The organism is Streptomyces sp. NBRC 110611, from assembly GCF_001590865.1.
GTDB lineage: Bacteria > Actinomycetota > Actinomycetes > Streptomycetales > Streptomycetaceae > Streptomyces.
This window is the reverse complement of the sequence record NZ_BBUY01000001.1, coordinates 726,030-739,150: the sequence shown is the minus strand read 5'-3', so window position 1 is coordinate 739,150 and position 13,121 is coordinate 726,030. Positions and strand designations below refer to the sequence as shown.

Sequence of the window (13,121 nt, the reverse complement as noted above, 5' to 3'; positions counted from 1 at the left end):
CCCTCACTCTAACCCCGGCCCGACGACCAGCGCAAATCCCTTCCCGCGCCCACGGCCCGGCCCTGTGCCACCGCCCCGGACACCCGCCCACGGCCCGGTCCTTCACCTCGACTGTGGCACCGGCGACCGTACGCCCGCCGAGCCTGCCCCACGCGTCGAGGCGCTACGCGCTGAGCTCGTCCTGGAGCGCCGTACGCAGCCGGGCTGCGCGCTCCGCGACCTCCGGCGGGCCGAGGTCGACGGCCCGCGCGCACCAGGTCTGCGCCTCGGCGAGCGCGCCGCGCCGGGCGGCGAGCAGCGCGAGCCGGAGCGCGGCCCGGCCGTGTCCGCCCTCGGCGGCGCGCCGCCACCACAGGGCAGCCTCGGACAGGCTGCCTTCGCGGGCCAGCAGCAGCCCGAGATTGAAGGCGCCGTTACGGCTGCCGGCCTCGGCCGCCGCGCGGTACCAGGCGGCGGCCTCGCTGATCTCCCCGCGCGCCGCCGCGAACATGCCAATCCGGACCTGGGCGCGGCGGTGGCCCTGCCGGGCGGCTCGCTCGTACCACTGCAGGCTCTCGTCGTCGGCCGCCCGCTCGCCGTCCGCCGGCCCGTCGCCGGCCGCCGAGGCTTTGCGGTCGAGCAGGTCCGCGAGCCGGAAGGCCGCCTCGGCGCTGCCGCCGTCGGCCGCACAGCGGAGACTGCGCTCCGCGTCCCCCAGCAGGCCGTCCCGCTGCTGCACGATCCCGACCTGAAGCGCCGCCTCGGTGTGCCCGGCCGCGGCCGCCCGCTCGTACCAGACCTGCGCCATCCGCTCGTCACCGCGGCCCGCGAAGAGGATCCCCAGGTTGAACGCGGCGTCCACGCTGCCCGCCTCGGCCGCCTTGGAGAACCACGGCTCGGCCCCGGACGCGTCACCACGCTGCAGCAGCAGGATCGCCAGGGCGTTGGCGGCCTCGCGGTGCCCGGCGTAGGCGGCCCGGCGGTACCACTGCTCACCACGGCCGGCCCGGCCCTGCTCGGCGCAGAGCAGCCCGATGTTGTAGGCGCCGTTGACGTCACCGGCGTCCAGCGCGACGCGGTACCAACGCTCGGCGGTCTGCACCTCACCGCGGTCGGCGTGCAGCGCGCCCAGTGCGTTGGCGGCGTTGCCGTCGCCGTCCTGGGCCGCCCGCCGCCACCACTCCGCGGCGCTCTCCTCGTCACCGGCGTCGCGCAGCAGGTACCCCAGCGCGCAGGCGGCGCGGGCCTCCCCGTCCTTGGCGGCGGACAGGTACCAGCGGCCGGCCTCCTGGATGTCGCCGCGGTCCTCCAGGAGCACGCCCAGCTGCAGCGCGGCCCTGCGGTGGCCGCGCGCGGCGGCCTGGCGGTACCACTGCTCGGCCTCCTCCTGCTGGGTGAGCTCGCCGTACGCGGGCACCGTCCGGCGGTCGGTGTCGCGGCCGTCCTCGATGAGCCGGGCGAGACGGTACGCCGCCTCGCGGTGGCCGCGCTCGGCGGCGGCGCGGAACCAGCGCTCGGCGCCGATGTCGCCGCGGTGCTCCAGCAGGTCGGCGAGGGCGTACGCGCCCAGGCAGTGGCCGGACTCGGCGGACTGGCGCAGCCAGTACTCGGCGGCCGGTTCGTCGCCGCGCTCGCGGTAGTGCCGGCCGAGGGCGTGGGCCGCGGCGGCGGAACCGGCGACGGCCGCGATCCGCCACCAGCCGGCCGCCTCGTCCCCGTAGCCGCGCTGGTGGAGCAGGACGCCGAGGTTGTTGGCCGCGGCGCGGTCCCCGGCGGCGGCCGCGGAGCGCAGGTGCGGCTCGGCGCCGTCGAGGTCACCGCGGCGCAGCAGCATCGCGCCGAGCGCGCTCATCGCGGCGGTGTCGCCCGCCTCGGCGGCCCGGCGGTGGCCGGTCTCGGTCACCGCGTCGGACGCCTCGGCGGCCTCCATCGCGTCCATCGGCAGCTCGGATTCGCGCCCGTCGTCGGGCGCGTGCACAAACCGGTCCGTCTCCAACAACCTTGCCTTGTCCCCCATAAGACCCATCGTCGCATCACCTGTAACCCGCGTACACCTGGTATACCGCAGCCAGTGAGGTCACTTCAGCGGTTTGTCGACTTCCCGACACAACGACAAGCCAAACTCAAGCACACAGGTTCCCTACATGTGCTGCGCGACCCGGCCTTCTCCGCGATCGCACCGAAACGTATGACGTCGCATGACGAAGGCCCGGATCCGTGTGGATCCAGGCCTTCGGCGTTGAGTAGCGGGGACAGGATTTGAACCTGCGACCTCTGGGTTATGAGCCCAGCGAGCTACCGAGCTGCTCCACCCCGCGTCGTTGTGCACTCAATGTATCACGGCACGGTGCCGCCCCCGGCACCGATGGTCCCGTGGCCGCCGGTTCGCACCAGCGCCCACGGGACCGGGAACTGCAGCCGGGCGGGTCAGCCGCCCGACGCGCCGCCCTTCCCGGATGCCTTGGCGGCCCGGTCCAGCGCCGCCTTCAGCTTCTTCTTGGCCTCGTCGTACGCGGCCAGGTCGCGGCGCTCCAGAGCCTTCTCGCCCTCCTGGTACGCCTTCTCGGCATCGGCCAGGGCCTGCTGCACGGTCTGGTCGGCCGGCGGCTGCTTTCCGGTGTCACCACCCGTGTCCTGGCCCGTGTCACCGCCGTCCGGCGGAGTCTCCGTGCCGGAACCGGGCGCCTTCTTCCCGAAGACCACGTCCAGCGCGTCCTTGAGCGAGTCCGCCAGGACGGGCTTCTGGTCGCCGTAGCTGACCAGCACCTTCTTGAGCAGCGGGAAGTTGGTGGCGGCACCCTTCAGGTACACCGGTTCGACGTAGAGCAGTCCGCCGTCCAGGGGCACGGTCAGCAGATTGCCGTACACGATCTCCGAGTCGCCGAACTTCTTGAGGATGTTGAGCGCGTTGGCGATATCCGGATCGGAGTTGAACTTCGACTGCACCAGCTTCGGACCGGGTACCGGCGACTGCGACGGCAGCTTCAGCAGTCTGATCTTGCCGTAGTCGCCGCTGGTCGCGTTGGCGTCGACCGCCATGAACGCGCCCAGGTTGTCCCGCTTGTTGGGCGTGAAGGTGGTGGTCAGCGAGAAGGTCCGCTCCTGCTGGTCCGGCATCTTCATGCTCAGGTAGTACGGCGGGACCGCGTTGCCCGGCTTGGTCGTCGGGTCGTTGGGGATCTGCCAGCGCTCAGAACCGGTGTAGAAGGTCCCCGGGTCCGTGACGTGGTAGGTCGTCAGCAGCTGGCGCTGCACCTTGAAGAGGTCCTGCGGGTAGCGCAGGTGCTCCTTGAGCGACTTGCTGATCTCGCTCTTCTTCTCGACGGTACCGGGGAACGCCTTCATCCAGGTCTTCAGGACCGGGTCCTTCTCGTTCCACTCGTAGAGCTTGACCGAGCCGTCGTAGGCGTCCACCGTCGCCTTGACGGAGTTGCGGATGTAGTTGACCTGGTTCTGCGGGGCCACCACCGTCCGCTGCCCGTTGGTGAGCGAATCGGCCGTGGTGTCCCCGAGCGTGGTGCGCGAGGCGTACGGATAGCCGTTGCTCGTCGTGTAGGCGTCCACGATCCACTTGATGCGGCCGTCGATGACCGCCGGGTAGGCGTCACCGTCGATGGTCAGCCACGGGGCGACGGACTCCACCCGCTCCTTGGGCGTGCGGTTGTACAGGATCCGCGAGCCCTCGCCGATCGCACCGGAGTAGAGGATCTGCGGCTCCCCGAACGCCACCGCGTAGGCGGCGCGGTTGACCGGGTTGGACAGGCTGACGCCGCTGTTCCCCTGGTAGCTGTAGCTCTTCTCGCCGGTGCGGTCGTCGGAGTAGTCCAGCTCCTTCTGCGGACCGCCGACGATGGAGTACTGGGTGGTCTTCTCGCCGTAGTAGATCCGCTGCTCGTACGGGCCGAACTGGCCCTTGGCCGGGAGCTCCGACTCGGTGTACTTGGGGCCGCCGCCGTCGGCGGTCTCGGTTCCCTTGGCGGCGACCGCGCCGTAGCCGTGGGTGTACTTGAAGTGGTCGTTGATCCAGTTGCGCTCGGGGATACCGGCGATGTTCAGCTCGCGCAGACCGATGACGGTGTCCTGCTCGACGCCGTCCTTGTCCTTGTAGCGGTCGACGTCGAGGGTGGAGGGGAACTGGTAGTAGCCCTTGGCCTGCTGCTGCTTCTCGAAGGCCGGCGAGACCACGTTCGGGTCGAGCAGCCGCATGCTGGCCGTGGTGTCGGCGTTGTCACGCAGCCGCTTGCTGTCCGCCTCACCGGAGGGCTTGTACGTGCCCTTGTACGGTTTGACCTCTGTGTCCTGAATGTCGTAAGCGTCCCGCGTCGCCTTGATGTTCTGCTTGATGTAGGGCGCTTCCTTGGCCTGCTCGTTCGGCTGGACCTGGAACTTCTGCACGATGGCCGGGTACAGGCCGCCGATCAGGATCGCAGAGAGCACCATCAGGCCGAAGCCGATCACCGGCAGCTGCCACGTCCGCCGCCACAGCGTCGCGAAGAACAGCACCGCGCAGATCGCCGCGATGAAGAAGAGGATGGTCTTCGCCGGGAGGTAGGCGTTGGCGTCCACGTAGCGCAGACCCGTCCAGTTGTCGGCCGACTTCAGGCCGCTGGACTTGACCGCGAGTCCGTACCGGTCGAGCCAGTACGCGATCGCCTTGAGCGAGACGAAGACACCGAGCAGCACCGACAGGTGGCCGGTGGCCGCGGCGGTCGCCCGCGAGCCGGGGCTGGTCAGCCGCAGCCCGCCGTAGAGGTAGTGCGTCAGCGCCGCGGCGACCAGGCACAGCACCACGGCGGCGAAGCCGAAGCTCAGCAGGAAGCGGTACCAGGGCAGGTCGAACGTGTAGAAGGACACGTCCTTGCCGAACTGGGCGTCCGTCGTGCCGAACGGCACGCCGTTGACCCACTGCAGCCACGTACGCCACTCACCGGACGCCGAGGCACCGGCGATCAGCCCGACCACCGCCGCGATCGCGATCAGCGCCCACTTCTTGAACGGCGCGATGCTCATGCGGTAGCGGTCCAGGCTCTGCTGCTCCACCGACATCGCGCTGAGCGGCGGCCGGAGCCGGTGCGCCAGCCAGATGTTGACGCCGACGGCCGCCGCCATCAGGACGCCGAAGACGCAGAACAGACCGATCTTGGTCCACAGGGTGGTGGTGAAGACCGAGGAGTACTTGACCGAGCGATACCAGAGCCAATCGGTCCAGAACCCCGAAAACATCACAAAGAGCATGGCCAGTACGGCCAGTGCTCCCACGGTCATCAGCAGGGTCCGGATCCGCCGCGATGGTCGGCCGACTCTGATCCGTGGCCCTGTCGGGCCTGAGCCGCGGTCCGGCATCTGGAAAGCCAAGGTGCGCACCTCGAAGTTCGCTGTCGTCTGGAGCAGGCCCGGCGATACTAGGACCCACTGATGCAACTTACGAAGGCTTTACCCAGTTCCCGATTTCCGGGGTGGACAAGGCACGATGTTGAGCATGACTGACCTTCCCGGCTCTCCCGCTGCCAGCACCCCCCTCGCCGCCGACCCGCTGACCCGCGCGGTACTCGAGATCGACGAGTACACCGCCGGGCTCGGCTGGGACCAGCCCGCCCGCCTGTTCGCCCTCGTCGACACCGCCCAGCTGCGGGCGCAGGAGCCCTCGCTCGCCGCCCAGCTCGGCATCGACGACTCCAGCACCGCCTCCCTGACCCCCGTGGAGCAGGACGAGATCCCGGCGGAGGTCCCGCTGGACGAGTTCCTCGCCACCATCGCCTGGCCGGACGCCGTCACCGGCTGCGCGCTGACCGTGGAGCGGCTCATGCTGCCGCCGACCGCCGAGGCGTCCGAGCCCGCGGGCATGGACGAGGCGCAGCTCGCCCAGTGGGTCGCCGGGCACCCGGAGCGCCAGGAGGTCCGGATGACGGTGGCGGTGCTCCGCGACGGCCGCCGCGAATCGGCGCTGCGGCTGCGCGAGAAGGACGCCGCCACCGAGGTGCTCACCGGCTCGGGGCTGGTGCCGGGCCTCGCCGACGCACTCGCGGCGACCTTCGAAAGCTGAGGTCCGGGCCGGGCGGCCCTACTTCCGGCCTGCCGGGCCGCAGCTCGGCAGGCCGTCGAGGTCGCCGCCGCGGATCTTCTCCAGTGCCTTGACGGCGTCGCCTATGGTGTCGACCTTGACCAGCCGGAGCCCCTGCGGGGTGTTCCTGGCGGCGGTGGCGCAGTTGGCCTTGGGGGTCAGGAAGAACTCCGCGCCCTGCTCGCGCGCGGCGATGGTCTTCATCGAGATGCCACCGATCGGACCGACCTTCCCCGCGTCGTCGATCGTGCCCGTACCGGCGACGAACTTCCCTCCGGTCAGGTCGTCGGGCGTGAGCTTGTCCATGATGCCGAGCGCGAACATCAGCCCGGCGCTCGGGCCGCCCACATCGGCCAGCTTGATGTCGATGGGGAACGGGAAGACGTGGTCCACACCGGCCTGGATGCCCACGATGGCCCGGCCGCCGTCCGCCTTCTGCGTCGTGACCGTGACCTGCCGCGCGCCGGTCTCGGGCTTCTCGCCCTGCTTCTCCACCGCGGCCGCCTGCTTGACCGGGATGATCGTGAAGACGGCCTTCTCACCGGGCTTGTGCTTCGTGACGAGCTTGGCGACGTCCCCGGGCTGCTTGATCTCCGTGCCGTCCACCGCCTTGATCACATCGCCGGCGTGCAGCAGTCCGTCGGCCGGCTTGTCCTTGACGACGGAGCGGACGACGGTCTGGGTGGCGACCGGCTTGTGCAGCTCCCGGAGCGCGGCGACCTTGGCGCTCTCCTGGGACTGGCTGAACTCCTCCGCGTTCTGCTGGTCGGCCTGCTCGGCGGTCTGCCCCTCGGGGTAGAGCGTCTTGTGCGGGACCACGGCGCTGTCGGGGTCGAGCCAGCCGTAGACCGCCTCCAGGAGGTTCATCCGGTAGTCGGGGCCGGTGACCCGGACCGTGGTCATGTTGAGGTGACCCGTCGTCGGGTACGTCTTCTCCCGGGAGATCTGCAGCACCGGCTCGCCGCCATGGTCACCGAGCGTGTTGACCGTCGGCCCTGGGGACATCTCCGCGTACGGCACGGGGATCAACAACCCCGCGATGATCAGCACGATGAACATCAGAGTCGAGGCGAGCAGCGTCGCGGTGCGGCGTGGCATGGAACGACAGTACGGGACGGGTATGACAACCGGCCCGCGGGGCCGTCCGTACGGGGCCGGACCGCGCGCGGCCGCGTACGGCGACGGGCGTCAGGCCGCCGGGTCGGACGCGGTCGGGGCGGGGTCGGAAACGGAGCGCTGTTTCTCCATCGCGTCACGGAACCGGGCATAGCCCGCGAGTTCCGCGATGTCCCCGGTCTTGCGGTGCCTCAGGGCCCAGCTGCTCCACACTGCGGCGACCAGCCCGGCGCCAACCGGAATCAGCAACCAGAGGAGCGCGCCCATCAGCTACCTCCCAACCCCTAGCACTACCACAATCGACGAATAAGCAGATTAACCATCTGCCAGCTCAACGCTCACGCCAGGGGGCTGGTTACGCAACCGGAACCCCGGGCACCGGTATGGCCGGACGCCGGGCGCCACGCGGATTACTCCACCCGGGTCACAGAGTTCCTACCCCGTGATGAACAGGCCCCCACCCATTCCTGGGTTCCGTCCGAGAACGTCTGCTGCTTCCAGATCGGCACCTCGTGCTTGAGGTCGTCGATCAACGTGCGGCAGGCTTCGAAGGCCTCGCCCCGGTGCGGGCAGGACACCGCGACGACGACGGCCAGATCACCGATCCGCAGATCGCCCACCCGGTGGACCGCGGCCAGTGCCCGCACAGGGTATGCGGCGACCACCTTCTCGGCGACCCGGCGCAGCTCCGCCTCGGCGGTCGGGTGGGCCGAGTACTCCAGGGCCTCGACGTCGGCGCCGTTGTCGTGGGAGCGGACCGTGCCGACGAACAGGGCCGTACCGCCGGCCGCGGCATCCCCCACGGCCGCGAACACCTCGTCCACGGACAGCGCGGTGTCGCGGATCTCCAGGAGCCGTACAGGGTCCGCCGCGGCCTGCTCACCGGGGTGGGCGCGGGCGGGCGTCGAGGGGGAGGCGGTGCCAGACATGGCCCCATCGTGCCGTAAAGCGGCGCGGCGCGGAATGACCGGATCTGCCGGTCGTCCCAGCCGCCGTATGGAGACTCCTCCAGCCCCGTGGAGATCAGATGCGGCGGCGGGCCTTACGGGCACGCCGTACCACCGCGGCGGCGCCGAGGAGGGCGACGGTGGCGCCGGCGGCGCCCGCGGCGGTCGCGTCCTTGCGGCCCAGCCGGCGCCCGGCGACGGTGTGCCGTCCGGCGACCTCCTCCAGGAGCTCGGCGAGCACCTCCTCGTTCGTCCACCGGGGCCGCCAGCCCGCGTCGTGCAGCCGGCTGCCGCTGACCACCCAGGGATGCATGGTGTAGGCGAGGTCCCCCGCGGGCGACGGTGTCAGGCCGATGCGGTGGAGGCGGGCGGCGGCGCCCAGCGCCACCGAGGACGGCAGCTCCATGCGGCGGATGCCGGACAGCTCCTCGACCTCCTCCTGTTCCAGCCAGCCGTCGCAGCCCACCGCCAGCTCACCGTCGACCTTCTCCAGCGCCGCGTACTCCAGGGCGCCGACCAGGTCCTCGACGTGGCAGAACTGCCAGGCGGGCCGGGATCCGGCGACGACCAGGAGGCGCGGCGACTCGAAGTAGCGGGTCAGCGCGGTGTCGGTGCCGCCCACCAGGACGGTGGGGCGCAGCACGGTGACATTGAGCCCCGGGTGCGCGCGGGGCGCGCGGCGCGCCAGGTGTTCGATCTCCAGGAGATCGCCGACTCCGGTGGCGTCCGCCGTGGCCCGCAGCTCGGCGTCCTCGGCCAGCGGCACGTCGTTGTCGGGCAGCGCCCCGTAGACCATGGCGGAGGTGCACAGCACCACCCGGTGGACGCCGGCGGCCGCGGCGGCGGTGAGCACGGTCTGGGTGCCGCGCACGTTGTAGGCGGTGCGCGCGGCGGCGTCGGTCTCCAGGTCGAGGTCGAGCGCCAGGTGGACGACGACGTCGGCACCGCGCAGCTTGTCGGCGATGGCGGGGTCGCGGACGTCCAGGACGTGCCATCGCGCCCCGTCGATGTCACCGCGCCGCTCGTCGATGGCCACCACCGCCCTGACCTCGTCGGACGCGACCAGGGCGCGGGTGAGCAGCGCCCCGACCCCGGAGGCGGCTCCGGTGACGGCGACGACGGGCTGGCGCTGCGGCCGGCCGGTGGCACCGGACGCGGGGTCGGCTGCCTGCTCGGTCTGGGCCGCAGCGTTTCGCGCTGCGCGAACGGTCGGATCTGGGGAACTCACCGGGCGTCTCCAGCGGTTGTCTTCAGTGCGGGCGTTGCTGACGCGTCCGCACCAGGTGGCATCCATCCTGCCCCAGCCACCGTGACAGCGAAGCACCGAGCCCCCATGCGGTTCGGGTGTCTACGCTGGAGGTGATGTCGGGCAGCCGCCGTCGGCCACCTGGCCGGCGGCCCTACGAGCCGAGGAAACCCGTGAGTGACACCCCATTTGGATTCGGCCTTCCGCCGGAGGAGCCGGAGGACGGCGACAACGGCAAGAAGAAGGACGGCCAGGGAGGTAGCCAGGGCCCCGCGAACCCCTTCGGGTTCGGCGGCGGGAGCGGCGGCGCGGACAATCCGTTCGCGGCGCTCTTCGGCGGCATGGGCGGCCCCGGCGGCGAGATGAACCCTGGCGACCTGGGAGCCGCGTTCCAGAAGCTCGGCCAGATGCTCTCGTACGAGGGCGGCCCGGTGAACTGGGACATGGCCAAGGACATCGCGCGGCAGACCGTCGCGCAGGGCGCCCAGGACGGCAGCAAGGACGTGAGCCTGTCCCCGGGCGAGCGGTCGGCCGTGGAGGAGGCCGTGCGGCTGGCGGACCTGTGGCTGGACGGTGTGACGTCGCTGCCGTCGGGCTCCGGCTCGGTCGTGGCCTGGAGCCGCGCCGAGTGGGTCGAGGAGACCCTGCCGGTGTGGAAGGACCTGGTCAATCCGCTCGCCGAGCGGGTCGGCGCGGCAATGGGCGAGGTGCTGCCCGGGGAGATGCAGGCCATGGCGGGCCCGCTGCTCGGGATGATGCGTTCCATGGGCGGCGCGATGTTCGGTTCCCAGATCGGCCAGGCGCTGGGCGTCCTGGCGAGCGAGGTCGTCGGTTCGACGGACATCGGGCTGCCGCTGGGCCCGGCCGGGAAGGCCGCGCTGCTGCCGGGGAACATCGCCGCCTTCGGCGCGGGCCTGGGCGTGCCGGAGGAGGAGGTGCGGCTGTACCTGGCCCTGCGTGAGGCCGCCCATCAGCGGCTGTTCGCCCATGTGCCGTGGCTGCGCTCGCATCTGTTCGGCGCCGTCGAGGGCTATGCCCGCGGCATCAAGGTCGACACGTCCAAGCTCGAGGACGTGGTCGGCCAGATCGACCCGCAGCATCCGGAGGAGCTGCAGAACGCGCTCCAGCAGGGCATGTTCCAGCCCGAGGACACCCCGGAGCAGAAGGCCGCGCTGGCCCGCCTGGAGACCGCGCTGGCGCTCGTCGAGGGCTGGGTGGACGCGGTGGTGCACGCCGCCGCCAAGCCGCATCTGCCGTCGGCGGACAAGCTGCGCGAGACGCTGCGCCGGCGCCGGGCGAGCGGCGGTCCGGCCGAGCAGACGTTCTCCACGCTGATCGGTCTGCAGCTGCGTCCGCGCCGGCTCCGGGACGCCTCGCGGCTGTGGGCGTCGCTGACGGACGCCCGGGGCCTGGACGGCCGGGACGGCCTGTGGGAGCACCCGGACATGCTGCCGACCGCGGCCGATCTGGACGACCCGGACGGCTTCGTGCACCGCGAGCAGCTGGACTTCTCCGAGCTCGACAAGATGCTCGGCGAGGCCGCGAGCGGCGGCACGCCGGACCTGGGCAAGCCCGCCCGGGAGGGCGAGAGCCCCGAGGAGACGCCCGGCGGGGACAGCGGGAACAAGAGCGACGGCGACCGGTGAGTCTGCACGCGGACGCGGCGCGGGCACTGGAGAAGTGGCCCGCGCCGTCGCCCGGCCAGGAGCGGCTGCGGCTGGCGTACCTGGACCACCTCGCCGCCCATCAGGACGGCATGTGGAAGCCCTGCAAGGACGGGCACCTCACGGCGAGCGCGCTGGTGATCGATCCGGCCCGCGGCCGGGTGCTGCTCACCCTGCACCGCAAGCTGGAGATGTGGCTGCAGATGGGCGGCCACTGTGAGCCTCAGGACGCGACACTGGCGGACGCGGCGCTGCGTGAGGCACGCGAGGAGTCGGGCATCGCCCAGGGCCTGACGCTGCTGCCCGGCGGCCCGGTGCGGCTGGACCGCCATCGCACGCCGTGTGCGGTGCATCTGGACGTCCAGTACGCGGCGCTGGCGCCCGACGGGGCGGTGGCGGCGATCAGTGACGAGTCGCTGGACCTGCGCTGGTTCCGGTACGACGAGGTACCCGGCGTCGCCGACGCGTCGGTGGCGCGCCTGGTGGAGGCCACCCGCGCGCTCCTGTAGGCGGCGTCGGAGCTGCTGAGCCCGGGCGGCGTCCGGCGCCCGGGCCCCTGGGCGGGGCGGGCGCCGGACTGCCGTCCGCGGCGGGTCAGTTGGTTCCGCTGGTTCCGCGGCGGGTCAGTTGGTTCCAGGGCAGGTCAGTTGGTGAAGATGTTGCCCTGGTTCATGCCCCGGGCGCCCTGCTGGCCCATGCCGAACTGGGCGGCCAGGCCGGAGCCGATGTCCGCGTTCTGCGGTGGCAGCAGCTCGCTGGGCTGGACCAGCGCATACCCCTGGCCGAGGAAGCTGAGCTCCCAGCCCTCACCGGTGCTGCCGCGGCGGCGCCACACCCCTGAGGAGTGCGTCTGCGCCTGCATCTGCACCCGCAGCGACGCGGACCAGGCGACCACCGCGTCGGCGTCGGCGTTGACGTACTTGTCCGGCGTGACCTGGAGCATCAGCGGCCGGCCGGAGGTCATCAGGGCGACCTTCCCCTGTCCGGAGATGTTGAGCTGGTACTTGCCGGTGCCGGAGATCCCGTACTGGCTGTCGACCGAGACCACCTCCCAGTGGAGGCCGGAGTCCAGCGCCAGGACGTAGGCGCTGTCGACGGTCAGCCCGTCGTGGTCGACGTCGACGACATGGACGTACTGGGCGAGGTTCGCCAGATAGACCGTGCCCTGCCCGGAGACGCGCATCAGGTCGAGGCCCTCACCGGTGTGAGCGCGGGCGCGGTGCTGGCCCGGCGTCTGGTAGTTGCCGTCGAATTCGAGCAGCCCCTGGTAGGCGACCATGCTGCCCTTGCGGGCGAGGACGTCGTCATGGCCCTGGAGGGCGACCCGCAGCAGCTGGCCGTTCTGCAGGGCGTAGCGGTCCTGGGTCTGTGCCTCGGTGAAGGCGAAAAGCGGACTCTGCATGGCGTGTTCTGTCCTCCCCCTCAGCCCCGGGCCCGGAGCCGGTCGGTGCTGTCCTCGCTGGGCTGGACGACGACGAATCCCTGGCCGGAGAAGCCGAGTTGGTACGCCTCACCGCTGCCGCGGCCGATCATCGAGGACGCCTTGAAGCTGCGCTTGCCCTTCATCTTCAGGTTGGCCGACCAGGCGACCAGGGCGTCCGGGTCCACATAGGTCTCGTCCTCGCCGCGGCCGCAGTCGACGACGATGGGCGTTCCCCGGGAGGTCAGTGCGACCCAGCCGGTGCCGGAGATCCCGACGTTGAAGAGCCCCTGACCGGCGAACTTCGCCATGCCCTTGACGCGCTGCACGCCCCACTGGAGGTGGGCATCGAGGGCGAGGAGGTTGGTGCCGTTGACGGAGAGCGCCTCGTCGTCGAGGTGGACGCAGACCACGTCGGCTCCGTAGTCGGCCAGGTAGAGCAGGCCGTCACCGGAGCACTTCATCAGGGGGGCGCCCTCGCCGGTGAGCCACTGGGAGGCCATCTGACGGACGGCGGGCGGGTTCGGTTCGTACTGGATGAAGCCCTCGTAGGCGACCATCGAGCCGGTGCGGGCGAAGAGGTCCTGGCCGCTCTGCATGGCGATCTTCACCATGGCGCTGCCGTGGTTCTCCATCCGGGCGGCGGGCGGGGTCGGGGCATAGCCCGACAGCTGCTGCTGATTCATGG

Annotated in this window: 11 protein-coding genes and 1 tRNA gene; 3 read left to right on the top strand and 9 right to left on the bottom strand. The window is 71.3% G+C overall.

What is annotated here, in order from left to right:
- Nucleotides 1–163: 163 nt before the first annotated feature.
- The 3 genes from AZE13_RS03220 to AZE13_RS03210 form a co-directional block, all read right to left on the bottom strand.
- Nucleotides 164–2,005: a tetratricopeptide repeat protein gene (locus AZE13_RS03220; RefSeq protein WP_181690234.1), complete on the bottom strand. Its 1,842-nt coding sequence runs from the start codon at nt 2,003–2,005 to the stop codon at nt 164–166.
- Between the two features lie 218 nt (nt 2,006–2,223).
- Nucleotides 2,224–2,297: transfer RNA gene (locus AZE13_RS03215), tRNA-Met, on the bottom strand.
- A 109-nt stretch (nt 2,298–2,406) separates the two neighbouring features.
- The gene (locus AZE13_RS03210) at nt 2,407–5,322 is read right to left on the bottom strand and encodes a UPF0182 family protein (protein ID WP_066926538.1); all 2,916 of its coding nucleotides are present in this window, start codon (nt 5,320–5,322) and stop codon (nt 2,407–2,409) included.
- A gap of 127 nt (nt 5,323–5,449) precedes the next feature.
- On the opposite strand from AZE13_RS03210, the gene AZE13_RS03205 reads away from it, so the two are divergent.
- Nucleotides 5,450–6,022 (top strand): PPA1309 family protein, encoded by a 573-nt coding sequence (locus AZE13_RS03205; RefSeq protein ID WP_398780088.1) that lies wholly within the window; start codon nt 5,450–5,452, stop codon nt 6,020–6,022.
- Between the two features lie 18 nt (nt 6,023–6,040).
- Here AZE13_RS03205 and AZE13_RS03200 read toward each other — a convergent pair whose 3' ends face one another.
- The 4 genes from AZE13_RS03200 to AZE13_RS03185 all read right to left on the bottom strand — a co-directional run bounded on the left by AZE13_RS03200 (nt 6,041) and on the right by AZE13_RS03185 (nt 9,331).
- Complete coding sequence (locus tag AZE13_RS03200; RefSeq protein WP_066926534.1) at nt 6,041–7,138, bottom strand: PDZ domain-containing protein; 1,098 nt, start codon at nt 7,136–7,138, stop codon at nt 6,041–6,043.
- A gap of 90 nt (nt 7,139–7,228) precedes the next feature.
- Nucleotides 7,229–7,423, bottom strand: coding sequence for a hypothetical protein (locus tag AZE13_RS03195; protein WP_066926532.1), 195 nt, complete (start codon nt 7,421–7,423; stop codon nt 7,229–7,231).
- 143 nt (nt 7,424–7,566) lie between these two features.
- The gene (locus AZE13_RS03190; protein WP_066926530.1) at nt 7,567–8,085 is read right to left on the bottom strand and encodes a molybdenum cofactor biosynthesis protein MoaE; all 519 of its coding nucleotides are present in this window, start codon (nt 8,083–8,085) and stop codon (nt 7,567–7,569) included.
- A 94-nt stretch (nt 8,086–8,179) separates the two neighbouring features.
- Nucleotides 8,180–9,331 carry an SDR family oxidoreductase gene (locus tag AZE13_RS03185; RefSeq protein WP_066926529.1) on the bottom strand — a complete coding sequence of 384 codons (1,152 nt, stop codon included), beginning with the start codon at nt 9,329–9,331 and terminating at the stop codon, nt 8,180–8,182.
- Between the two features lie 191 nt (nt 9,332–9,522).
- Here AZE13_RS03185 and AZE13_RS03180 point away from each other — a divergent pair, with 191 nt between their 5' ends.
- Nucleotides 9,523–10,995: a zinc-dependent metalloprotease gene (locus AZE13_RS03180; RefSeq protein ID WP_066926527.1), complete on the top strand. Its 1,473-nt coding sequence runs from the start codon at nt 9,523–9,525 to the stop codon at nt 10,993–10,995.
- Nucleotides 10,992–11,522, top strand: a complete 531-nt coding sequence (locus AZE13_RS03175; protein WP_066926525.1) for an NUDIX hydrolase — start codon at nt 10,992–10,994, stop codon at nt 11,520–11,522. The genes AZE13_RS03180 and AZE13_RS03175 overlap by 4 nt, the downstream gene beginning before the upstream one ends.
- 134 nt (nt 11,523–11,656) lie before the next feature.
- Here the strand turns inward: AZE13_RS03175 and AZE13_RS03170 are convergent, their stop codons facing one another.
- Both AZE13_RS03170 and AZE13_RS03165 read right to left on the bottom strand, forming a co-directional pair.
- Entirely contained in the window at nt 11,657–12,415 is a 759-nt protein-coding gene (locus AZE13_RS03170) for an AIM24 family protein (RefSeq protein ID WP_066926523.1), read from the bottom strand.
- Nucleotides 12,416–12,435: 20 nt separating this feature from the next.
- The gene (locus AZE13_RS03165) at nt 12,436–13,119 is read right to left on the bottom strand and encodes an AIM24 family protein (RefSeq protein WP_066926521.1); all 684 of its coding nucleotides are present in this window, start codon (nt 13,117–13,119) and stop codon (nt 12,436–12,438) included.
- Nucleotides 13,120–13,121: the final 2 nt, after the last annotated feature.

Coding starts and splice junctions, on each gene's coding strand:
- AZE13_RS03220 (WP_181690234.1), bottom strand. CDS start 2,005: ATGGGTCTTATGGGGGACAAGGCAAGGTTGTTGGAGACGGACCGGTTT.
- AZE13_RS03210 (WP_066926538.1), bottom strand. CDS start 5,322: ATGCCGGACCGCGGCTCAGGCCCGACAGGGCCACGGATCAGAGTCGGC.
- AZE13_RS03205 (WP_398780088.1), top strand. CDS start 5,450: ATGTTGAGCATGACTGACCTTCCCGGCTCTCCCGCTGCCAGCACCCCC.
- AZE13_RS03200 (WP_066926534.1), bottom strand. CDS start 7,138: ATGCCACGCCGCACCGCGACGCTGCTCGCCTCGACTCTGATGTTCATC.
- AZE13_RS03195 (WP_066926532.1), bottom strand. CDS start 7,423: ATGGGCGCGCTCCTCTGGTTGCTGATTCCGGTTGGCGCCGGGCTGGTC.
- AZE13_RS03190 (WP_066926530.1), bottom strand. CDS start 8,085: ATGTCTGGCACCGCCTCCCCCTCGACGCCCGCCCGCGCCCACCCCGGT.
- AZE13_RS03170 (WP_066926523.1), bottom strand. CDS start 12,415: ATGCAGAGTCCGCTTTTCGCCTTCACCGAGGCACAGACCCAGGACCGC.
- AZE13_RS03165 (WP_066926521.1), bottom strand. CDS start 13,119: ATGAATCAGCAGCAGCTGTCGGGCTATGCCCCGACCCCGCCCGCCGCC.